The sequence below is a fragment of the Providencia sp. PROV076 genome, assembly GCF_028483405.1.
In the GTDB taxonomy this organism is placed as follows: Bacteria; Pseudomonadota; Gammaproteobacteria; order Enterobacterales; family Enterobacteriaceae; genus Providencia; species Providencia huaxiensis.
Genome location: NZ_JAMPRR010000019.1, coordinates 104,326 through 127,008, shown reverse-complemented (window position 1 = coordinate 127,008; position 22,683 = coordinate 104,326). Strand labels below are relative to the sequence as shown.

The 22,683-nt window shown below is 35.2% G+C and carries 15 protein-coding genes; 7 read left to right on the top strand and 8 right to left on the bottom strand.

Translation table 11 applies throughout. From position 1 onward, the window contains the following. Positions 1-20: 20 nt before the first annotated feature. Positions 21-6,410: a calcium-binding protein gene (locus tag PSF67_RS13985; RefSeq protein WP_272677136.1), complete on the bottom strand. Its 6,390-nt coding sequence runs from the start codon at positions 6,408-6,410 to the stop codon at positions 21-23. Further along, positions 6,388-7,335: a C80 family cysteine peptidase gene (locus PSF67_RS13980; protein ID WP_272677134.1), complete on the bottom strand. Its 948-nt coding sequence runs from the start codon at positions 7,333-7,335 to the stop codon at positions 6,388-6,390. The genes PSF67_RS13985 and PSF67_RS13980 overlap by 23 nt, the downstream gene beginning before the upstream one ends. 243 nt (positions 7,336-7,578) lie before the next feature. Here PSF67_RS13980 and PSF67_RS13975 point away from each other — a divergent pair, with 243 nt between their 5' ends. Next, entirely contained in the window at positions 7,579-8,736 is a 1,158-nt protein-coding gene (locus tag PSF67_RS13975) for an iron-containing alcohol dehydrogenase (RefSeq protein ID WP_102138540.1), read from the top strand. A 38-nt stretch (positions 8,737-8,774) separates the two neighbouring features. Here PSF67_RS13975 and PSF67_RS13970 read toward each other — a convergent pair whose 3' ends face one another. Beyond that, positions 8,775-10,184, bottom strand: a complete 1,410-nt coding sequence (locus PSF67_RS13970) for an MFS transporter (RefSeq protein ID WP_272677132.1) — start codon at positions 10,182-10,184, stop codon at positions 8,775-8,777. Between the two features lie 98 nt (positions 10,185-10,282). Between PSF67_RS13970 and PSF67_RS13965 the strand changes: the two genes are divergently transcribed. Together PSF67_RS13965 and ydeE are read left to right on the top strand one after the other, a co-directional pair. Continuing rightward, complete coding sequence (locus tag PSF67_RS13965; RefSeq protein WP_102138538.1) at positions 10,283-11,080, top strand: helix-turn-helix transcriptional regulator; 798 nt, start codon at positions 10,283-10,285, stop codon at positions 11,078-11,080. A gap of 281 nt (positions 11,081-11,361) precedes the next feature. Then, the gene (gene ydeE / locus PSF67_RS13960) at positions 11,362-12,549 is read left to right on the top strand and encodes an efflux MFS transporter YdeE (protein ID WP_272677130.1); all 1,188 of its coding nucleotides are present in this window, start codon (positions 11,362-11,364) and stop codon (positions 12,547-12,549) included. A gap of 53 nt (positions 12,550-12,602) precedes the next feature. Here the strand turns inward: ydeE and PSF67_RS13955 are convergent, their stop codons facing one another. After that, positions 12,603-13,754 carry an MFS transporter gene (locus tag PSF67_RS13955; protein ID WP_272677128.1) on the bottom strand — a complete coding sequence of 384 codons (1,152 nt, stop codon included), beginning with the start codon at positions 13,752-13,754 and terminating at the stop codon, positions 12,603-12,605. Positions 13,755-14,285: 531 nt separating this feature from the next. Here PSF67_RS13955 and PSF67_RS13950 point away from each other — a divergent pair. Next, positions 14,286-15,530 carry an MFS transporter gene (locus PSF67_RS13950; RefSeq protein WP_272677126.1) on the top strand — a complete coding sequence of 415 codons (1,245 nt, stop codon included), beginning with the start codon at positions 14,286-14,288 and terminating at the stop codon, positions 15,528-15,530. 54 nt (positions 15,531-15,584) lie between these two features. On the opposite strand, the gene PSF67_RS13945 is transcribed toward PSF67_RS13950, so the two are convergent. Then, a complete protein-coding gene (locus PSF67_RS13945; RefSeq protein WP_231068302.1) occupies positions 15,585-16,994 on the bottom strand; it encodes an aminotransferase-like domain-containing protein in 1,410 nt (469 codons plus the stop codon). A 153-nt stretch (positions 16,995-17,147) separates the two neighbouring features. On the opposite strand from PSF67_RS13945, the gene PSF67_RS13940 reads away from it, so the two are divergent. Then, on the top strand, positions 17,148-17,285 hold the full coding sequence (locus tag PSF67_RS13940) for a hypothetical protein (protein WP_272677123.1): 138 nt from the start codon (positions 17,148-17,150) through the stop codon (positions 17,283-17,285). A gap of 259 nt (positions 17,286-17,544) precedes the next feature. Here the strand turns inward: PSF67_RS13940 and ada are convergent, their stop codons facing one another. Beyond that, positions 17,545-18,624 (bottom strand): bifunctional DNA-binding transcriptional regulator/O6-methylguanine-DNA methyltransferase Ada, encoded by a 1,080-nt coding sequence (gene ada / locus PSF67_RS13935; RefSeq protein ID WP_430442030.1) that lies wholly within the window; start codon positions 18,622-18,624, stop codon positions 17,545-17,547. A gap of 163 nt (positions 18,625-18,787) precedes the next feature. Continuing rightward, positions 18,788-19,966: an MFS transporter gene (locus tag PSF67_RS13930; protein WP_272677122.1), complete on the bottom strand. Its 1,179-nt coding sequence runs from the start codon at positions 19,964-19,966 to the stop codon at positions 18,788-18,790. Between the two features lie 117 nt (positions 19,967-20,083). Between PSF67_RS13930 and PSF67_RS13925 the strand changes: the two genes are divergently transcribed. Next, positions 20,084-20,983 (top strand): LysR family transcriptional regulator, encoded by a 900-nt coding sequence (locus tag PSF67_RS13925; RefSeq protein ID WP_272677120.1) that lies wholly within the window; start codon positions 20,084-20,086, stop codon positions 20,981-20,983. A gap of 2 nt (positions 20,984-20,985) precedes the next feature. Here the strand turns inward: PSF67_RS13925 and PSF67_RS13920 are convergent, their stop codons facing one another. Continuing rightward, a complete protein-coding gene (locus PSF67_RS13920) occupies positions 20,986-21,840 on the bottom strand; it encodes a helix-turn-helix domain-containing protein (RefSeq protein ID WP_210848078.1) in 855 nt (284 codons plus the stop codon). 152 nt (positions 21,841-21,992) lie between these two features. Here PSF67_RS13920 and PSF67_RS13915 point away from each other — a divergent pair, with 152 nt between their 5' ends. After that, positions 21,993-22,535, top strand: a complete 543-nt coding sequence (locus tag PSF67_RS13915; protein ID WP_166267431.1) for a GNAT family N-acetyltransferase — start codon at positions 21,993-21,995, stop codon at positions 22,533-22,535. Positions 22,536-22,683: the final 148 nt, after the last annotated feature.

Sequence of the window (22,683 nt, the reverse complement as noted above, 5' to 3'; positions counted from 1 at the left end):
TTGTGGTTTACCTCGCCTCTCTAACTTACTTTTTTCATGTAATTATCCACAAGGTTAACAGGGGCCCAATCCACCTGTAAATGTTCAATATCCTGCATACCAATACCGTTTTCTTCATCTTGTAAACGCAATGCAGCTAACGACTCCACTAGATGATCCAATTTTTGTTGGGTTGAATGCGCATCTAACCCCTCTAAAGATTGCACATGAACAACAGTAGGCGCTATCGTATTCGGATACTGAAATATTTTCACACTGCGTCCCTGCTCTGAAGTATAAATATATCGAGTTGCATTACTCCGGTGATCAGGTTCTTCTCGAGTGACGTCCTTATTAAAATTAATGAGGTAAATCGTGTTTTCACCGCCAAAGCTATACAGCGAATTCCAACCGACAATTTCACCATTAATAATAAAGCTATTTTTCCCACTGGCATCTGTCAACAACCCATTTGAACCATTGGAGATGAAAACATCATTGCCTTCACCACCATATAAATTGGTATCACTTGTTGACGCATAAAGAACATTATTCCCCTCAATACCATCTGGTATTGAAATAGCTCCTGTGACTGCTTGCCCTTTAAATACTCGTCCAACTCCACTTCTATCCCAAATTTTTTGCTCTGAACCACTTGTCCGAATAAACAAACGCCTAAATGGTGCATTCTCACTAATATGTATATTCTTTGCCTCTGTATCAATAATTGATGAAAAACTTAGCTCGTTAGAAAAATGTTTAAATTCATCCATAGGGTGCCAAATCTGCTCGGGCGCTAATTCTGTTTTATATTGGCGCTGTTCAGCAAGGTAGCGAACTAAATGAGCCATGCCATCATTATGAATATGGATTGGCATATGTGAGGGTAATCGCTGGTGGTGATAAACTTGATTATTGTTATTTTTATTATCTTGGGGGATTTTTACTTTGACTGTCCGCAAATTAGATTCCGATGTATAAAGATGGTAAGTCTCTTCTCGTTGATTTATGACCTTATACTCTGTTCTAAAGTTAAATAAATGAATACGATTAAATCCAACTTGGTCTACTATCTCTGTATTACCGAGGCCTTTACTTCCATCGATTAAATAATGATCCCCACCTCCTTGTCCATCAAGTTTATCATTACCTAAATCAGATAGAATCAGATCGCTCTTTTCACCACCATATACATAATCATTACCGTTTCCCCCATACAAAACATTCGCCCCTCCATTGGCAATCACAATATCATTACCATCTCCTGAATTTATGATATTTCCTGTCATGCTATTATCTTCAATGAGGTCATCACCATTGTTTGTATCTAAAATAGGATAGCGGGAATTATATCCCTTAGGGATTTTCATATAATCATCCCTTTCCGTGGGTAACTCCAAACATTCAACGGCCTCTACATCATGAAACTCTTGCCCCACTTTTATTTTAAATAGACTTCCATGACCATCTTTAATGTAAATGTCTTTACTCATTGGATATGATAAATTAATAAGATTAATTTCAAGTTTTTCATTACTGAACTTATCATATAAAAATATTGATGTCCCTAATGCCTTAATATTAAACCCATTCTCATAAGGTAACAAAATTAGCACATCAAAATCATCTTTCATTTCTGGTTTAATATTTAAAAAATCAAACGTTATTTTACCTTTAAAAATTTGATCTGGGCTAACCTGATAAATATCTTTCCCTTTAGTAATCATAACATGGCTGTTTCTACTTACCATTAATAGATAGTCACCACTACTGCTTCCCTCATATTCTAGCTTACTTACTAACCCATGAAATTTAAAATCTCCCCATAGGGGTTGATGGTGTATTTTATTATCAACTGAAATCGTTTTTTCACTCTCATCAATACTCATTGTAGTAGCAACGCCCTTTTGATAAGTAATGTTGAAAATATTTTCACTGATAATATGTGAAGCACTTGAGTCTAAATCATTTAATTTAGTATTTAATACAAACCCGTCCCGTGTATGTAATTGATAGCGATGAACAATCTCTCTACCATTACTATGGCGTTTATACATGTTTTTTAAAGTAACATTCAATATTAATTTTTTGGTTTCTGACTCCGCTAATTTCATTTCAATAGCTAAGATGAGGTCATTACCAGAGATACACACCCCCTTGATTTCGTTTAATGTATACCCTAAGTTTACTCTGCTTTGGCTTTGGGTATTTTCAATAATTACAGCAGATAGCTCTAATAAGTTATTATTTAATTCATCTTGCTCATTGTACCAATCAACACGACGTAGAAAATAACTATCATCCCCTTCGCCACCATTAACTATTCCAGATTCAAATATTAACTGGTCATCTCCCTCCAGACCTTGAATAAAGGCAATTGTTGCCCCAGCATCCAATGTGTTGGGTTCTTTATTGCCTAATAGTTCTGCTTTCGTAGTTCTATCCCCAATTAGCATCACATCATGAACATTACGTAGATGTATCCGCTTAACGCCATGATTTATTAACGCTACTTCTGATGTCTCATTGCTCAAATTGATATCAATTTTACACTTAGATGGAATATCTTTAATAATTATGCCATTACTGCCGCCGTTACCATCAAAATAAATATCTTTGTTTTCTTGAACATCATACTTAAATAACAAGGACAAGTTTGTAATGTCATCCATTTCTCCTCCGACTAGAAATTTATGCCCTGTATTGATGTTAAACAAATTCCTTGAATTTTTTTTCCCAACGATAATATCTGTCCCATTTCCTGGGTTAAAACTAATGTTTTTTTGCTTTGCTTCTTTTTCATATCGATAACCAATATTTTGCATACCTTCATAAATAACCCTAGGGTCCTCACTCAAAAATTCCCTTGCAGTATCAATAGGTTGATTTAAAAATTCATTCCCTAGCCTATTCACTGAAATATTGCTACTAATATCTGGGTGAGTAATATTGGTGTAATTATTTCTGGCTTGAAATAACCGTAATTCTGATGCCGATAAAGAACTTAATTGTGTAGCAACTGACTGCCTTTTTTTTAATCTATAAGACGTACTCAAGTTATTTTTATGTAAGAACTCTTTTAATAATGAACTATCATATTCAGGGTTAAGCACAATAATATCGTTGGCAACCTCCTCACCAATGTCTTTATAATCGATAGGAGCCTTTTTATTCACAAGCCTAAAACGATAATTAAAATTCAGTTCATTAATGCTTTGAGGTTGAGTGCTTTTTACCCAGCGATTATCTTGAGGATCATAATAATAATTTTCCCGAATAAAATTAATTTGCTCGATAGTATAGTAAGGCCCGATTTCATCACTATCAATATGACGAAGAAATACACTATTATCCGAATCAGAAAACTCTATACTATCAATTGCTTTTGAATTATCTCTATAATAAATATAATACTTTATATGTTCCTCAAGGATCGGTTTACCAACCAGTTGCAAGTGTTCATCAAACCCCTGATATAAAAATGATGACTTAAAAGTATCTAAATCTTGTTGCCAATTTATATTTTTAAAGTAAGTTAAATGCTGTTTATAACTAAATCGATTTAATATATTGTCTGAAAGGGGAAAACCAAGTGCGGCACGAATACCTTCTCTAGCTTTTTCATCCCAGTCTAGAGACTCACCGAGTTCCTCTTCAATTTTTTCTACTGCGCGAATACCTGTATATACCATCCCTCCAATTAATAAGGAACCTGCAACAATTAAACCAACAACGGGTATTGCAGATGAACCAATGATTATACCAATCATAGTTACACCACCCACAGCGATGTTGGCAATTGACAATGAACCATTCACAATTAAATCTTGCCGATCTTTATCATTTGTAACTTTATCTAGCTGTTCAAATGCTTCACAAGCTTGATATACATCTAGACCCATTCCAATTAAGTTAAATATAATTGTAATACGAGCCGTAATTTTCGATGACACATTAAATGAGCCAGCTTGTTTATAAGCTAGCTTAAGTAAAATAGGTTGTAAGACCATATCTCCATAATTAAAAAATGCATTTGCACAGGCTAGATCAAGATTTCTCTGTATTTCTCGCTTTTCTTTCTCTGATAAATTAGGATTATCTAATTCATCTATCAACTGATAGACAGAATTGATCGTCAAAAATATTCCTGTAGAACCAATTCCTTGTCCGAAATGATTAGCCATTCTGGCATAGACTGGTAATTTAGCACCGACACGCCGTAAATCTTCTATGGCTGTCTCCATATTCGCCCAATCATCAAATTGTAATTTCTGAATAATCTGGAATTGTTCTTGTAGTACGGCCCTTGGTTGGAGCATTGAATTACCATCAATTCGTCTTGCTATTTGATCATCTTGTAAGCTCTTATTAAGCATTTTAATTAAATTAATATCCTTTTCATTGCCAGTTAAAAAGGCTAACTGAAATACTAATTTGTCAGGATTAAATTTAACATTATCCTCCCAGCTTGCGAGCTTAGTATGTTTAAAATCTAATGGCTCGTTATCTATCGTAGCCCCAATATCTCTAAGCGTTTTCAATGAGGTGACCTGCTCGCCAAAAATAATTTCCGAGTTATCAGTCACTGATATCTCTGATAACCTGAAAACGACATCTAGCTCACTCATTATATTTTTCTGCATACTTTGGTATGCTTCACTCTTTGTATTTATAGATTTCACTTCGCCAAACAGGGCTTCGCCTACTTCATGTTTAAATCCTGCAATACTTCCTCTTGTGGACGCTGTACCATCCTCTTTGATTATTTCTTGGTTAATATATTCATTGAAAATATTAAATAAGTGTTGCTTTGCTTGGCTAAATTCTGAATGACTAATAATCAGCTCGACACCTGTCGTATCGGATAAAGTCAGAAAGTACTTATCATTGTACGAGTAGCTTGTAATTGTATATATTTCTTCATCACTTTGAAACGTGATGATTTGATTGTTCCCTATATTTTCAAATAAGACTATGTGAGATTGCTCGTTTATTTCATTAGAAACAGCGCCTAATAAATCAGAATTAAATTGATATATTTCATCAAACCGATTAAGTAATTTCAGCTCATTACTGGTAATATTACCCAATTCTTTTTTACGTGTTAGTTTCGTTAAAACCTCTAATTTATCATTAAATTGTAAACGTTGTTCATTAGTTAAATTACTATATTTTAAAAGATGTAAAAAATAGAGTCCTTCAAAATAATGTATCTCAACTGGTAATTTGTTGAGTGTAATGTCGAACCCGTCTTTAAATGATAACTGAGAGAGTGCTGCATAATTGGATTTTATTTTTTCATTTAAATCAATAATTAATTCAAACTCTTTTCTTAATGATTTTTTATCTGCAAATGGCATTTCAATATCTATATAGATAATTAAAAAGTCTTCAATATGTTGATTATATTCTTTTAACTTTATTGGGTCTTGAACTAATTTCAAAACTTCTGCATGATTATAACCTTGTCCACTTGGGAATAACTCAGACAAACGGCTTATAGACTGCTTACTTAGGTAATTTATTTTTTCAGGCTGGTGACTTAAAAATGCCAAAATTTCCTTTACTTCAATAACCTGTTGCTTAATCCCAGTAGTGCCATCATCAGAAAAAATTGAATCCCACATCTGGGAAAAATAGTTTTCATTCTCAGCATCACATATTTTGTTAATTCTTTTGCTGATGATCGGGTCATATGCTGCAACTTTTAATTTATCTTTATCAATACTCCCATCTTGGAATGTAAAGTGTCCTTTTAAATAAAGGTTTTTACTTATATCAATATTTTCTATTAGCAAATTACCTATGCTAATATCCTCAAGTAATGCTCTTATTTTATGTCTTGTTTCAAAATTATTCTCTAAAAAGACTTTTGAATATATTCCATTTGTTTTTAGTTTACTTTTTAAATCATCAAAAAAACTTATTTTCTCATCTTTAGTTAATAATGATTTTTTATCGGTTAAATACAGTGAAATACTTTCTGGCATTTTAAAACCATATCTTAATCTTAATACATTTAACGAGTTAGCATAGTTTTGTACATAACCAGGTTCAGGATGAAGATTATCTATTAATATCCACTGTTGTTTGGGTACCTTGAGTAACTGCTCTATGTCACCATGCTCTAAGAAAAACTCCATTGTATTCGGATTTAACTGAAACAACAGTGTGCTATTCGGGAAATCCTTCAGTAGATCTTCCGTATATTTTTTCCCTACAATCCTCCTTCCTGTTCGAATAATAATTTTGACATTATCATTTTTTTTTTGCGAGTTAACATTCACATCGTCTTTATTGATCATTAACCATAATGGTGCTTCTAATATTCCAACATTCTCATATTCACGAAGTAGTTCACGTCTAAAATCACTATTAAATAGAATGCCTTTCGTGTTTAATTTATTTTTAAAAATAGCGTATGCTATCATGATTAAAAGCCACTTTCTTAATCAAATCAATGTCGATTTTATACTCATTATTTGTATCCCTAAAAATATCCATTACAGTAGAGTGGTAATCTTTTATTAACTGCCAAACGTCTAGCTCACCACTTCTTAATTCATCGATAAAATATAAACTAGCATGCTTGCCATTAATATAGGCTTGTTGGTCAGTTTGGTTAAAATTAATTTCTAACCGCCAATTTTTAGTAGATTGCTTTTCTCCAGTTAAATCATATGGCCACGTTATTTTTTTACTGTCACTCGTGACACCGATAGGCCTATTATACCCCACGACTGGAAGGTATATTCCCTGTTTAGCTAATTCAACACTTGCCCTAAAAACAAAATTTTCATTTACGCCCCCACGGCCTAATTGGCAGCCGGCTAAAACAATCTTACTCGGTGGGTATGCTTTTAACACATGACTTTTAAGATACTTCAGCCCTGCAATAAGTTGGTATGCTTGGTACCCTTCAAAATAACTTTGCTGGTTACGTCCTTTATACTGCCCATGGCCAATAACCGCCCAACGTATTTTCCCTTTAATTTTAGTTTCTAAGTCACCATGTAGTACCTTCCATTGTTCATTTGCAATATCAAACTGTATTACAAGTGAATTATTAGGAAATTTCGCTAATAATCGACCCGTTGATTTAGCCGCAGTGTCATCACCTCCTATTTGAATCAAAACGTGATAATCATGTGTAGAGTCATTTGTTGGCTTACTCATTGAATGATGAGCAATTTTAAGCCTTGTAAATTCATCTATAGGATTAAACCAATTAGATATATTGTTAAGTTCAGAAGATTGTTCCCCTACTAATGGCCTACCATCTATATGTTCCGTTAAAAATATCAAATCTTTATTAATTATTTTATAATTAATTTTCTTATCATTTATATTTATCATCTGAATTTTCTGTCCATGTCAAATTAAAGCCCACCTTCAACTTAACAAGATTGCCACATCAGTAAAATATAAAAAAAAACAATTAAGATTAACTACAATTAACAATGATCAAGATAATTTCTCTATTGAAATATAAACCATTAAATCGATATGATGTGCAATCATTTAGGTTGTATTATGTTTACTTGTAATTATATGCATGTAATTATTTAGATTCACTTCTACTTTCTACGAGGGCCATATATGAACAATTTCGAATTTTATAACCCCACTCGTATCATTTTTGGTGAAGGTAAAATCAGCGAACTTGACCGAGTTGTCCCTAAAAATGCTAAGGTTCTTATTTTATTTGGCGGTGAAAGTGCAAGAAAAACAGGAACCTTAAGCGAAGTTGAGCAAGCTTTAGGGTCTCGAACATTCGACCATTTTGGTGGGATTGAGGCTAATCCTCGCTATGAAACCTTGATCAAAGCTGTCGATAAAATTGAAAAAGAAGGCTTTGATTTTTTACTAGCTGTGGGTGGCGGTTCCGTCATTGATGGCGTTAAATTTGTCGCTGCTGCGGTAAATTATCCAGGCGATAAATGGGAAGTAGTCACAAACAGAGGTGCGACCATAAAAACTGCGCTGCCTTTTGGTACAGTATTAACATTACCTGCTACAGGTTCTGAAATGAACAAAGGTTCTGTGATCACTCGTGAAGAACTGCATTCTAAACTTGCTTTTATGAGCGACCATGTATTTCCTCAATTCTCTATTCTTGACCCAGTAAAAACCTATACTTTACCGACTCGCCAAATCAGTAATGGCGTTGTTGACGCTTTCGTTCATGTTATTGAACAATATTTAACTTATCCAGTGAATGCCTACGTTCAAGATGCATTTGCAGAAGGTTTATTAAAAACATTAATAGAAATTGGCCCTAAAGCTCTTGAGACACCAAAAGATTATGATATTCGTGCCAATTTAATGTGGACGGCTACGTTGGCTTTAAATGGTTTAATCGGTGTTGGTGTTCCACAAGACTGGTCTACACATATGTTAGGCCATGAAATCACTGTGCTGTATGGTTTGGATCATGCACAAACACTCGCTATTGTTCTGCCATCTATGTTGGCCGAAAGATTACCACAGAAACAAGCTAAGTTAGCACAATATGCTGAACGAGTTTGGGGAATTACATCTGGTTCAGAGCAAGAGAAAGCATTAAAATCTATCGAGTTAACTCGAGCATTCTTTGAAAAAATGCAAGTAGGCACACGTTTTAGTGACTACCAGCTGACTCAAGATGTTATTGAACCATTAATCAACAGCTTGGCTGCACACGATATGGTGAAATTAGGCGAGCACCAAGATATTGACCTAGTGGTTAGCCGTCGCGTATATACGGCTGCACTGTAATCTGATATTAAAGGAGCAATTGATACTGCTCCTTTCCCCTACACTTTTAATTTTTTGTTATTATTAACTAAGCACCATAATAATAGTCCTGCACATGATGCCATAACCATATTGAAATACAGGCTATTAATCACCGATGCTTTTAACTGCAGAAAAGCATTTTCGTATGAAGAAGCCAATAAGCTATATTGCATAATAACAGAAGCCACTGTTGCCCCTAAAGCAGCCCCGACTTGTTGTAATGTCGCCATAACGCCTGATGCCATTCCTGAAAATGTTGAATTAACCCGTGATAAAATTAAGTTCAACATAGGGGTCATAATCATTCCTTGGGTAAACCCAATAAGAAATAATGCCGGCGTAATAATATTTAGATTGGTTGTTGGAGTAACAATGAACAGTAATCCAATGAATAGCAAATAGCTCAAACCATAGCCAATTGCCCCGCCCACAATAACCTTATCCCCTAAACAATTAATCCATTTGGGCGTTAATAATGAAGATAGTACAAAGCCGATACTTGCGGGCACAAAGATCAATCCAGAGTCTAACGGCGTTAAGCCAAACCCACGTTGTAATAGTATGGATGTTAATAAAGGAAAGGCAGATGATGTCGCATAAACACATAACACGGTAAATAGACCAACCACATAAGCTTTATTAAAAAGTAGCTGGATACTCAATAATGGCACTTTATTTGCGCGTTCCAGCTTTCGTTCCCAAACAATAAACAGTAACAGAATTAAACTGCCCATGAGTAATAAACCACTACAGAGCCATGTCCATCCCCAAATTGGCAACATCAGTAAAGGAAACAGAACCATAGCAATTCCTATACTGGATAGTACAACGCCATACCAATCTAAATTAACACTCAGTTTTTTCCCCTCATATAAGTAATGGGACAGCCCTATAGCTACAGCACCAATCGGGATATTAATTAAAAATATCATTCGCCAGCCCAATTCTAGAACATTCATAGTAATCAGCCAGCCCCCTAAAGCCTGCCCAGCGATGGCAGCAAGACCTAATGTCATACCTAGATAACCAAACGCTTTTTTAGCTTGTGCTCCTTCAAAATTCACATGAATACTGGAATAAACTTGTGGAAATAATAAAGCAGCAGATAACCCTTGAATACAACGCGCGAGCACTAGAATTCCCGCAGTAGGAGCGACCGCACATAATGCAGATGAAATAACAAAAAATACCATACCTAGTCGATACAATGTTCTTTTTCCATATATGTCTCCTAATCTCCCTCCTGTTATTAATAACAAACCAAATGCTAGTTCATAACCAACAATAATTAGTGTTAATTCCGTTAAGTTTGCATTTAATGATTTTTCAATACTGACAATTGCAACATTAACAACAAATAAGTCAAAAATTGTCACAAAACCAGCTAGTAATAAGACCACCAATGCAATAATTTGATGCTTGTTCATCTGTTTCTCATTTCGACAATATAGGAAACGAGGACTATAATTGCTTAATTATCCTGATACAATTTAACCATTTATACTATTACTAAAAGCAATAGACTATGAAAGATAGACAAAGAACTCGTCCAGAACTTGCTGATTTTCTTAAAAATAAACGTGAAAGTGTTTCACCTGAACAACTCGGCTTACCTAGAAGCACTCGGCGTAGAACCTCGGGGTTACGGCGTGAAGAAGTCGCCGCTCTTGCTGGAGTTGGCCTAACTTGGTATACATGGCTAGAACAAGGTAGAGATATTGGCGTTTCTAACCAATTTTTGGATAACCTTTCGAAGGCTCTACTATTAAATAGCGCTGAACGACAGCACCTTTATTTACTTACACAAAATAGAGAACCCACAGCGACTGGCCAGACTGAACATCATGTTCCTGCCGCAATAACTCGAATGATAAATGACTTTCCTTCAGACTATCTTTGTTATGTTCTCAACTTACACTGGGATGTACTTGCTTTTAACGCATTGGCTGATAAATACTTCCATTTTTCAAGCGCAGAGCCCTACTATTGTAATTTTCTCTATTTGCTGTTTATGGATGAACGCTACCAAACTCGTTTTCCTAATTGGCCTCTTGTCACACAACAATTGTTAGCCAGTTTCCGACGCGACTATGCTCGGACGAAAAACAACCCTCACATTCAAAAACTGGTTAATACCTTAAGCTCAAAATCAGATTACTTTAATACCTTATGGAATAAACATGAAATTTATCAACCTTGTACGGGAATTCGTGAAATAAGTTACCAAAACTGCACTCAGCACTATGACTATACTTCGTTGACTTTTGATATAGACAAAGGAAATCGGCTTCTAGTTTATATGCCAAAAAAGCAAAAACTTTAAAGCTATTTTTTAAGGATAGAGTCTTTTTTGACCTAATTGAGTAATAAAGTTTTTCCTTTATTGTGTAGAATTACTCACTAGCATATAACATTCAATTAGGTTGTCGGTGTTTCATATTTCCAGATATTTAATTGAAAATGGTACATTAGCATCAGCAAAATATCGTTTTCAATTTTGAGCATTAATCACCATATCTCACCACTGTAAATTTAGGTATTTTATAGCTTACAGATAGTTTGAAACAAATATATAACAACAATTAATAAGTTAGGTTGTGAGCCATGTTATCTAAATTTAATATATCAAACAGTGCATTACTTGCATCGTCACTGCTCTTAACTATTGGGCGTGGTGCAACATTGCCCTTTATGGCTATTTACTTAACCCGCGAATATAAAATGGCTATTGATATTGTCGGTGTCGCAATGTCAATGGCTATGGTGGTCGGTGTTTTATTTAGCATGGGCTTTGGTATGTTAGCTGACCGCGTTGACAAAAAACGCTGCATGTTATCTGCAGTTATCGCCTTTATTTGTGGGTTTGTTGCAATACCTATCGTTAATAATGCAATTCTCGTCATTATTTTCTTTTCGCTAATAAATTGCTCTTATTCCGTGTTCTCAACGGTACTAAAAGCCTATTTTGCAGATACTCTTACCGTTGCATTAAAAGCAAAAATATTTTCCTTAAATTATACATTCATTAATATAGGTTGGACCGTTGGGCCACCTATTGGTACTTGGTTATTAATGTATAGCATTAACTTACCATTCTATTTAGCTGCAATTTCTGCCGCTTTCCCTATATTCTTTATACATAGGTTTGTGCAAAGCATAAAACCAATACCTTTAGAAGAAGGCCAGATCCGTAAATGGAACCCTGTCGCTATGCTAAGAGATCAAGTCCTAGCATGGTTTATTTTATCCACCTTCTTAGGCTCATTAGTTTTCGGTACTTTTACGACTTGGATATCGCAGTATGCCATTACCGTTGCTAACAGCGACTTTGCCCAAGTAGTTATTGGCGTTATTTTACCTGTGAATGCAATTGTCGTTGTAACTTTGCAATATACGGTCGGCAAACGGATCACTCCAGATAATTTAAGAAAATTAATGACATTAGGTAGCCTATTTTTCATTTTAGGATTGGGAACCTTTATGTATTCTCATGAAAATTTATACCTTTGGGCTCTTGGCGCCTTTATTTTCACTCTAGGTGAGTTAATCTATGCCCCTGGAGAATATATGTTAATTGATAGTATTGCCCCTGACGGAATGAAGGCCAGTTATTTTTCGGCTCAATCTCTAGGGCTACTTGGTGGTGCATTTAATCCGATGTTAACAGGAGTTGTACTAACTGAACTTCCACCCTATTTTATTTTCATTATTCTTATGTTTATTACATTTTTAGCCTGGCTATCCATGTTAAATGGAATGCGTCTAAGAAAAAAACAATTATTAGTTGTCTGACCCCTCGCATTTTCTCCACCGAAAAACTATTGTCAGTGGAGAAAATACCCTATCTATAGTTTCTTTGCCCTTTCTCTAGAAGGAAAAACTAAAACAATAGCCGAGCTCAATAATACAATAGTCAAGATTATAGAAACGTTAAGATAATTTTTTGCAAAGAGTAAAGAAAAGATTGGTAATGCAGATAATAAAATCAAGTTGTTAACACTTTCGGATATAGACAAAATAAAACCTTTATTCTCTGCGCTTTTTCTTGCTAACATTGCTGTACTTATCGGTGATGCTAGACCCAACATCCCCCCTAAAACAGTTAAGCATAATCCATAACCAATTAACGAAAGCCACCCACTGAGAAATAAGGTAATCGTAACCATAATTATTAAAATAATAACCACGAGTTTTGCATTATTTGATGCTTTAATTTTTTCAATTTTTGTAACTAAGCCATTACCACATAATAGCCCAATTCCAAATAATCCCATTAAGCTACCGACCTCCACACTTTCTAAGTAGGATCGTTGCCTTAATATTTCACCTGCAAGCAAAAACATACAGACCGACACGCCATTCCATATGCTTTTAGCTAATATGAATCTGACAATACCTACGTGCTTTATCGCTTTAAAAGATAATTTTCTTCCGATCGTTTTTTGAGAGTGCGGTAGCGTAAATAACGCTATGATAAATACCAATAAGCATCCTATTGCGGTATATACAAATGGAGCATACCAAGCAAAATATTGAACTAATACCCCTGCAATGATAGGCCCTGTAATAATACCGACTGTCATTCCCATCATAATACTCCCCATTGCTATAGCCTGTTGACTTTCACTAATTACATCAGCAACAAGGGCAAAGATAACGGGAACAAGTGCGGCAGAAGCCAATCCACCGAGCCCCCTTAAAACTAGAGCAATCAATAAATTAGGCGCAAAAATGATAGCTAAACTGTCGAGCGATAATAACAAGAGAGCCGTGAGCACAATTTTACGCCTGTCAATTCTATCTGATAAGAAACCAATAATAGGAGCAGCCAAGGTATAGGCCAAAGCATAAGCCGATATCAGCCAAGTAATCTGTTCGGGCTGAACATGAAACACAATTGCTAACGGCGATATAATAGCCGACAACATGAATTCTGCGGTGCCAACAAGGTATACCGCTACTGCAGATAAAAGCAGTAAGTAATGAGTGGAGATCATAATATTCTCGTTTTGACATACATTAAATTTCCCAATCATTGCTATGATTGAGGTTTATAGCGTTTTTTTAAGAAAATGAGGGAGTTTTTTGGTAATGAGTTGCTAGGGAGCAAGTGATGTTTAACGACTGGAAATATTGAGATAATTAGCTGAGACAGTAAACTGGAAGACAAACGTGAAGAGACAGCCATTAAACCTTAAACGTTAATTAAATTCAACTAACTTATGAAAAAGTTAAATAAATATTATCTATTGTTCAGATATTTTGAATACAGAAACGAGAATTAATAGCTAATTTTATTATTTCTATGTGTTTGAATACGTAATATCTCCTATATAAATAGGCTAACTCCAGCTATTAATCGATGATTATCCGCCTCCATATCAAAAAAAACTCTCACTAGCTATTTTATAATGCACAAACAATAACAAGATAGATGCTTCCATACTTGGTTATTAAATGAATTGAAAAGAACAGTTTATTTAATAATTAAATTAAAGCATGTTTAAGCTAACGGAAGGTGTATAAACATGAATATCACGACTCGGTTGAAATTTGTTTCATTTCTACAATTTTTTATCTGGGGATCATGGCTAGTTACTTTCGCGTCTTATCTCTTCAATACATTGCACTTCAAAGGCGGTGAAATTGGTCTGATTTTTAGTACATTAGGCATTTCAGCTTTATGTTCGCCAATTATCATCGGATTTATTGCAGATAAAATTAATAACCGAAAGCTTGTTTACGTTGCATCACATATTATTTCTGCTGTATTTTTAATCGCTATGGCTCATAGTCATTCAATAACCCTGCTATTTATTATGACATTAGTTCATCTAATGTTTTATATGCCAACTATTTCTGTTTGTAATAGCATTGTTTTTGAAATGTTGAGTGCCAAGAAACTCGATTCTGATGTCTATTTCCCCAAAATACGAGTTTACGGTACTGTAGGCTTTATTGTCGCTATGTGGACAATTAGCTTATTAAAATTGGAAATGAGTTTTTATCAATTATATGTCGGCGCAATTGCATCGGTTGTGCTCAGTATTTTTTCTGTATTCTTTATTTCAACGCAGAGCTGTAAAATTGAGAAAAAAGGAGAAAAATCCAGCTTTAGTTGCCAAAATATTATTTTACTATTTAAAAAAGGAAGAGTAGCGGTATTCTTATTTTTTGCCATGCTATTGGGATCTGTCTTACAAATAACCAATACCTTTGGCGTCCCCTTCTTACAAGATATGGCATTAATGCCCGAAGCTAGAGGCTCTATTTTTTCTGAATATCCCACTATCTTTTTATCAATATCGCAATTTTCTGAAATCATCTTCATTTTGCTTTTACCTCTGCTACTCAAAAAGTTCAAAATTGAAACCATCCTATTCATGAGTATGATTGCGTGGATTTTACGATTAGGTTTATTTGCCTATGGTGATTTCACTGTAATTGGTACCATCGCTTTATTTTTGTCCATGGTTGTATACGGCTGCGCATTTGATTTCTTTAATATCGCTGGCGCGCTATTTTTGGAAAAAGAAATTGCTCCCGAATTTAGATCAACAGCTCAAGGTGTATTCACCACATTAGTTAACGGTTTTGGTACTTTTTTAGGTGCTGTATTATGTGGTTGGGTTATCGAATTAAATACGGTCAATGGCGTGGTAGATTGGAAAACTTTCTGGATGATTTTTACGGGTTACACAGCTAGCTTCACTATTATCTATTTGATTTACTTGTTTTATTCTAAAAATAGCCAATCAAAAACGGCTATTTAACAACTGATAGCCCCCTTATTCATTAGACATATTTACAGAATAAGGGGCTTTATATTATTTTAAACTTGTGACTTTTAATGCTTCCCCTAATATTTTAATTGCATTGCGTCGCCTTGCGATTAATGGAAGCGCGTAGTTTATTCGTAAATGATTAAGGAAACATCCACCAGTCGAGAAATGTTCCCCGGTTAGAACAGTGACTTTATTACGATGTAGAATATCGAGTAATTTACGATTATCAACCGGTAGATGTTCAACCCACAATGAAAATCCTCCTTGTGGCCGCGAAATACGAGTATTAACAGGAAAATGGGTTTCAACTAACTCTTTATATTGGCATTGTAGTTCACTATAATGCTGTCTCATTCGGCGCAAATGCAAAAAATAATGCCCTTCCTTTAAGAAGTTCGCCATAACTTGCTGCATAAAAATCTCACCAGAGCAGTGAGATAAATATTTTAAATGCAGAACTTTCTCTTTATATCTCCCGGGGATTATCCACCCCGTACGAGTACCTGGTGCAACCGTTTTTGAAAAAGAACTACATAAAATTACATGTCCATTGTTATCTAGCGATTGTATTGTCGAAGGCCTTGGATACTGATACGCCAACCCTGCGAGGCAATCATTTTCAATTACTGTTCCATGATATTTTTCAACAATATTCAATAAACGTTGTTTGTTATTATCAGGCATGATACAGCCCATTGGGTTATTGCAACTCGGCGTCACAACAACTGCTTTTACTTCCCAGCGTTCGAATGCTTCCTCTAGCCTATCGAGGTCTATTCCAGTTTCAGGGTCAATAGGAATTTCAATAATTTTCCGACCTAAGCCATACAACGTTTGTAACAATCCTGGAAATGTTGGCGATTCAACTGCAATAACATCATTACCTTGTGTACACGCTTGCAAAGCGATTGATAATGATTGATGACCACTCGTCGTGGTCACAATATCATCAGGCGTAAACAGATGACTATCATCGGAAATTAAATGAATTTGTTCTCTTAAGGACGCTAGCCCTTGCAAGCTATCATATTCCAGAGTTAGGGAAAGTTTACGACGTGCAACCATGGTCATTTCTTGCCATAGTGGCTCTAAACTTTTATCTTCTATATTAGGGACGGCACAAGATAATGATGTCACACCATGCCGCTCGGATACACGCAGAAAATCCATTGTTGGATTCCATTGAGCAACTTGTACGGGTTTTTGAATATAATTTGCCACTTTAGGCAAAAGAGCCTCTGTTTTTTCTGGTATCACAAAATACCCTGATTTGGGTACTGCATAAATCAGTTGTAAACGTTCCAGTTCACGGTACGCGAGTTGTGCAGTTGTGATACTGACTTGATGAGTGCGCCCAATATCTCTCACTGACGGCATCTTTTCACCGCTAAGAAACTCACCTTGTTTAATTTTTTCCTGTAGTTCTTGTGCTATTTGTTTGTACAGTAACACATTATAAACCCTTCTCATTTTCCCCGTAAGGATAATGTAATACAAAAATGACTGAATTTGATCTGTATTTTGCAAAAAAACAAATCTGTCACTTTTTAAAAAATGTTCTCCATGTAATCCTAAATATAAATTCATACTTTATTAGGAATACTTATGGAATATGAAAAAAACATAAGAGGAAAGCCACACCCTAAATTCATCTTATTACAACCTATTGTTTGGATATTTAAGAAAGCAAATACTTTTATTCGAGAAAAAAGACGTGAAAAATATAAAGGACAAAAAATATAGCATTATTATCAACCGTATAAAAAAACATATTACCTGGATAGTTTTTAATGGGTTTGTAATGGGTTTTTCACATATCAATAAATGAAAATAGCTACTTCTAAAAATAATATTTTAGTTTTAGATATCATATTGTATTTACTAATACAGCACCCATTATATATTAATATAGGTGCTGTTAATCTTAAATATTCTAGCTAAAGTAATTTATTAGACATAATGATATGAAAACTATGGCCACCCATGATTTTCTTAGCTATCATTAACTATTATCTGCCTTATACTGGGCTTCTTTTAGCAATAGCGCTTGTTTTCGATCAATGCCCCAACGATAGCCTGAAAGGTCACCATTACTTCTAACCACTCGATGACACGGAATAGCGACAGCTAACATATTTGCACCACAGGCATTAGCTACTGCTCTGACTGCACTAGGCTTGCCAATTTTCTCTGCAATATCTCTGTAGCTTACCGTTTCTCCTAATGGAATATTTCGTAAAGCTTGCCAGACGCGCTGTTGAAATGCAGTACCTTGAATGTCTAATGGTAAATTTAAACCAATTTCAGGTGCCTCGATAAAACCCACTATCTGAGCTACCAGTTGTTCAAAACCGTCATCTCCTCCAATCAGCTCTGCTTTTGGGAATTTATCCTGTAAATTATTCAATAACTGCTCAGGGTCATCCCCTAATAAAATAGCACAAACACCTATCGGACTTTGTGCAACGAGTAGTGTCCCCAATGAGCAAACCGCAAGAGCAAAATAAATTTTATTACCACCGCCACCTGATTTCCATTCACTTGGTGTCATACCTAATCGTTTAGATGAAACTTCATAAAAGCGACTATTTGATTGATAACCCGCATCATAAATGGCGTCAGTTATTCGTTTTTTTTCTTGGAGCTGCCGTTGCAATGCTTTGTGGCGAAAAGCATCCCCGTATGCCTTTGGGGTTAACCCGGTTTGTGCTTTAAATAAACGATGTAAATGGTAACGGCTCATACCAATATAATCAGCTAAACTTGCCAGACTCACCGCTTGCTCCTGCAGTTCAATATAACGGCAAGCTTTTTCAATTTGTTCTTGATAAAATTGGGCTAATCGTGAATTTTCTGCTCGAAAACGTTTTCCAGCACGATAGCCTTGTCTAATCGCTTGCTGTTCACTATCGAAAAATTCAACGTTATTTCTATTTGGTAAACGCCCAGCCGCAGAAGGATGGCAATAAATAGCTGATGTTTTTACACCGTAAATAAAATGACCATCTGCGGCTTTATTTCGTTCAATTACCGCTTGCCATCTCTGTTCCGGTGTTTTCCACAAATTTTTAGCTGTCATCATGCCACCCTCCGCTAGATAATTACATTAATTATGGCAAATTTCAGTACCAAAAAACTCCGAACATTGCTTTTTAATTCAGATTGTATTTATCTAGTGCGATAATCCTTTTAATTTATTTAACTGTAACTTTATAATAATCATCAGTTGAATAAGTGTAATTAAATTAGTCATATGCGATTTCAGCTTCTACTTTAATATCGGATTTTTTGCGAAAAGAAACCAGAATAACCAAAATACCTAAAACAGCAACTATTGCTCCCATGAAACTAATCATTGAATAACTATAACCATAAGATAAAACTATCCCGCCAATTGCTGCACCTATAGCATTTCCTAGATTAAAGGCACCAATATTAACAGAGGAAGCTAAAGCTTGAGCCCCTGTAGCTGCATTCATGACTAACATTTGAATTGGTGGTACAATACCAAAACTAAAAATACTCCATATCATTAGGCCTACACCCGCACCAAAAGCATTTACCGCAATAAATGGGAATATAGCCATACTTAATGCCAACATAATGAAAAATATTATTAAAGTGCCAAAGAGCGACTTATCTGCAAATAATCCACCAATATAATTACCAATAGTAAAACCTACACCAATAATCACTAACATCATCGTGATCATTTGGTCTGAAGCCTGGATAAAACTCATTAACATTGGTGTAATATAGGTATACAACGTGAACATTGCACTTGCACCTAATACAGTAGATAACATGCCTAACAGGACTTGAGGGCGACGTAAAATACGTAATTCACTTTTTACATTTACTTTTGTCCCCATTAGGTTACTTGGTAAAGCCCAAATTAAACTAATAATCGTCAGAATGCCTAAAATTGAAATTAAATAAAATGCCTGCCGCCATCCCGCAACTTGTGTTAATTTCGTCATCAGAGGTACTCCTCCGATATTGGCTATTGTTAGCCCCATAAACATAGCCGCTATTGCACTTGCTTGTTTCCCCGGAGGAACCACACTTGCCGCAACAATTGCACCTAATCCAAAAAATGCGCCATGATTCAAACTCGTCACGAATCGTGAAAGTGACAGCGTCACTAAATCAGGTGACATTGCCGATAATACATTCCCAACAGTGAAGATCGACATCAAAAATACTAGTGCTACTTTAGGCCGCTTTTTTACCAATAATAGTGTCATAATAGGAGCTCCAACCATAACACCAAGGGCATAAATAACCACTATCACACCCACAGATGGAATACTTTCTTGTATATTATCAGCAATATAAGGAAGCATTCCCATTGGCGAAAACTCTGTTGCTCCAATAGCAAAAGCCCCTATTGCTAATGCTAGTAATGCCGTGTTAATTCTCATATAAAAACCTTATTGAAATAATTTATTAACATTTTTATTAATGAGCAGAATTTTTTCACATTGATACTCAATGAAAAAGGCGTTAAGGTGAAAATAACTTTTGCCGGATATGCAATAATGAAAATAGCTTTTGAAGAGCTTCAAGCCTTTATTAGCGTTGTAGATTGTGGTTCTATCACCGCAGCAGCAGAACAATTAAACATGACGATATCGACAGTAAGTCGTTTATTACTCAGGCTTGAAGAAAAAATAAATACGACGTTAATCTACCGAACAACTCGTTCGATTAAACTCAGTGATGAAGGTGCTGCATTTTTGCAGAAATCGCGAAAAATAGTTGAACTAGCTCAAGAAGCTGAAGATATGCTATCAATACGGCAAGCTATTCCTTCAGGTAAATTACGTATAGATGCATCAACCCCCTTCCTTACACATGTTATTGCCCCGTTGATCCCACAATTTTATGCACTTTATCCGCAAATCGAACTTGAAATCCATAACTATGAAGGGATTACTAATCTATTAGAAAAACGAATTGATGTTGCATTTCGTATTGGCACACTCAAGGATTCATCGCTCAATGCTACTTTACTGGGCTTTAGCCAGAAACGTTTAGTTGCTAGTCCTTCCTATTTAAAAAAATATGGCGTACCACAGAGCGTTGATGAATTGAAAAAACATTGCCTATTAGGTTTTACTCATCCAGAGTCCTTAAATACATGGCCTATTACGTCGCATGATGGACAGTTATTAAAAATTACCCCCGATATTGCAGGCGCCAGCGGTGAAGTTTTATTTCACCTTGCCATTCAAGGTGCTGGAATTTTATGTTCTGCTGATTTCGTCACGCAAGACGCTTTCGCAAGTGGGGAGTTAGTACAAGTGTTAACAAAAGAAACCATTGAGATCCGTCAGCCCATAAATGCAGTTTATTACCGTAACCAAGCTGTTTCGCCACGGCTGCGCTGTTTTATTGAGTTTATAAAAAAGTACTCAACAAAAATTGAACCATACTAATGTTATTTATTTCCCTGCTCTCTTTGTGCAACTCGTTTTTTAAATCCCGTTAATGTCATTCCTGTATGCCGTTTAAAATAGCGGCATAAATAGGATGTATCTTCAAAATTTAATTCATCAGCAATTTGCTTAATGGACAGATTACCAACTTCTAATAATGCTTTTATTTCTAGAATAACTTGCCTATCAATTAATACTTTTGGCGGGTCATTAAAGAAACTTTGACTAATCTTAGATAAGTAAAATGGCGTAATAGACAATTTTTCAGCATAGAATTTTACTTCTTTATATTGTTTACAGTAAATTGTAATTAAGTCCCAAAAACGCCAGCATAGTTGCTCTTGGCGGCTTTTATTTTCTGGTTTACTAAATGTGTGTTGAGTATGATGATTAATTTCTAAAAATAAATTTTGCAAATGATTTTTTAACTGTAATAACCCATGTTCGCCCCAGTTATGCACTATAGCTAGAAGAATATACCTCCAGTTTTCAAGTAGCTCCACTTTTCCTAATGGCGTTGAAATAACAGGAAAATCATTAAAAAAAGCAAACAGTTGACGTGGTAATGCATAAGCAATTTCTGTTGCTAGCTTTTTATCAATCAACCAATATTCCAAACGAAAATTGCGTGTTTTGGCTTGCAGCATTGCAAAGGAGTCATCATATAAAACGATAATATCGTTTTTACGTACCGGGTGCCGTTTAAAATTAATATTGAATACTGCATGTCCTTGCTTGCATATACAAACCGTCACATAAGATGTCTTAATCGGTTTACATTGCATTTCATCCATATTGCTTTCACCAATCCGAATGGCTTCAGGCAAATCAATCTGATAATTTTTTAAATGCTGCATGATTATTGTGCTTTAATTTGCTTCATATGACGCAAGCATAACAAAAAAGTTGTCATAAGTACCCAAACTTAACAAGTTACGCCCTTATTTTATTTCCATAAATACCTAAAATGGCCTCCAAGTTTAAAAACACCTTACGAAGAGACTAGAAAATGGTACTTACAACAAATAGGTTAGTATTGCGTCCTTGGCAAGAAACAGATGCCGCTGATTTATATTTCTATGCAAGAGATGAAAGAGTTGGCCCAATCGCAGGTTGGCCAGCTCATAAAAGTGAAGAAGAGAGTCTTTCTATCATCAAGAATATTTTTATGCGTGATGAAATTTACGCTGTAACGTTAAAAAATGAAAACCAAGCTATTGGTCTGATTGGATTATCATTTAGCCATGAAAGTAATTTCCCCATTGGGGAAAATGATGCAGAAGTTAGTTATTGGATTGGTGTACCCTTCTGGGGTAAAGGCCTTATACCAGAATCAATTAACGCCATCATGCACCATGCATTCACTAATTTAAAATTAGATAATTTATGGTGCGGTTACTTTCAAGGTAACGAACAATCTAAAATTGCCCAAGAAAAATGTGGCTTCAAATACTATGCAACTCTTGAACCTCAATTTATTGAATTAATTGGTGAAACTAAGACAGAAGATGTCAGTAAAATAACCGCTAAAGAGTGGCAAGCTCGACAGTAATATTTGATTCCATCTATACATATGGCCAGCATTTATCTGTTTGGCCTTTTTCTTATTAATTTATTGTCACAACTCATTTCAAGCTGAATAAAATTATTCTACCGTGTTCCTATTAATGCTATGATTTTTCGATAATTATAAAATTCAT

What these genes read in the sequence shown, in the direction of transcription:
- PSF67_RS13915 (WP_166267431.1), top strand. Translation starts at nt 21,993, where the DNA reads ATGGTACTTACAACAAATAGGTTAGTATTGCGTCCTTGGCAAGAAACA.
- PSF67_RS13920 (WP_210848078.1), bottom strand. Translation starts at nt 21,840, where the DNA reads ATGCAGCATTTAAAAAATTATCAGATTGATTTGCCTGAAGCCATTCGG.
- ydeE (WP_272677130.1), top strand. Translation starts at nt 11,362, where the DNA reads ATGTTATCTAAATTTAATATATCAAACAGTGCATTACTTGCATCGTCA.
- ada (WP_430442030.1), bottom strand. Translation starts at nt 18,624, where the DNA reads ATGATGACAGCTAAAAATTTGTGGAAAACACCGGAACAGAGATGGCAA.
- PSF67_RS13970 (WP_272677132.1), bottom strand. Translation starts at nt 10,184, where the DNA reads ATGAACAAGCATCAAATTATTGCATTGGTGGTCTTATTACTAGCTGGT.
- PSF67_RS13930 (WP_272677122.1), bottom strand. Translation starts at nt 19,966, where the DNA reads ATGAGAATTAACACGGCATTACTAGCATTAGCAATAGGGGCTTTTGCT.
- PSF67_RS13985 (WP_272677136.1), bottom strand. Translation starts at nt 6,410, where the DNA reads ATGATAGCATACGCTATTTTTAAAAATAAATTAAACACGAAAGGCATT.
- PSF67_RS13925 (WP_272677120.1), top strand. Translation starts at nt 20,084, where the DNA reads ATGAAAATAGCTTTTGAAGAGCTTCAAGCCTTTATTAGCGTTGTAGAT.
- PSF67_RS13940 (WP_272677123.1), top strand. Translation starts at nt 17,148, where the DNA reads ATGGAATATGAAAAAAACATAAGAGGAAAGCCACACCCTAAATTCATC.
- PSF67_RS13965 (WP_102138538.1), top strand. Translation starts at nt 10,283, where the DNA reads ATGAAAGATAGACAAAGAACTCGTCCAGAACTTGCTGATTTTCTTAAA.
- PSF67_RS13955 (WP_272677128.1), bottom strand. Translation starts at nt 13,754, where the DNA reads ATGATCTCCACTCATTACTTACTGCTTTTATCTGCAGTAGCGGTATAC.
- PSF67_RS13980 (WP_272677134.1), bottom strand. Translation starts at nt 7,335, where the DNA reads ATGATAAATATAAATGATAAGAAAATTAATTATAAAATAATTAATAAA.
- PSF67_RS13950 (WP_272677126.1), top strand. Translation starts at nt 14,286, where the DNA reads ATGAATATCACGACTCGGTTGAAATTTGTTTCATTTCTACAATTTTTT.
- PSF67_RS13975 (WP_102138540.1), top strand. Translation starts at nt 7,579, where the DNA reads ATGAACAATTTCGAATTTTATAACCCCACTCGTATCATTTTTGGTGAA.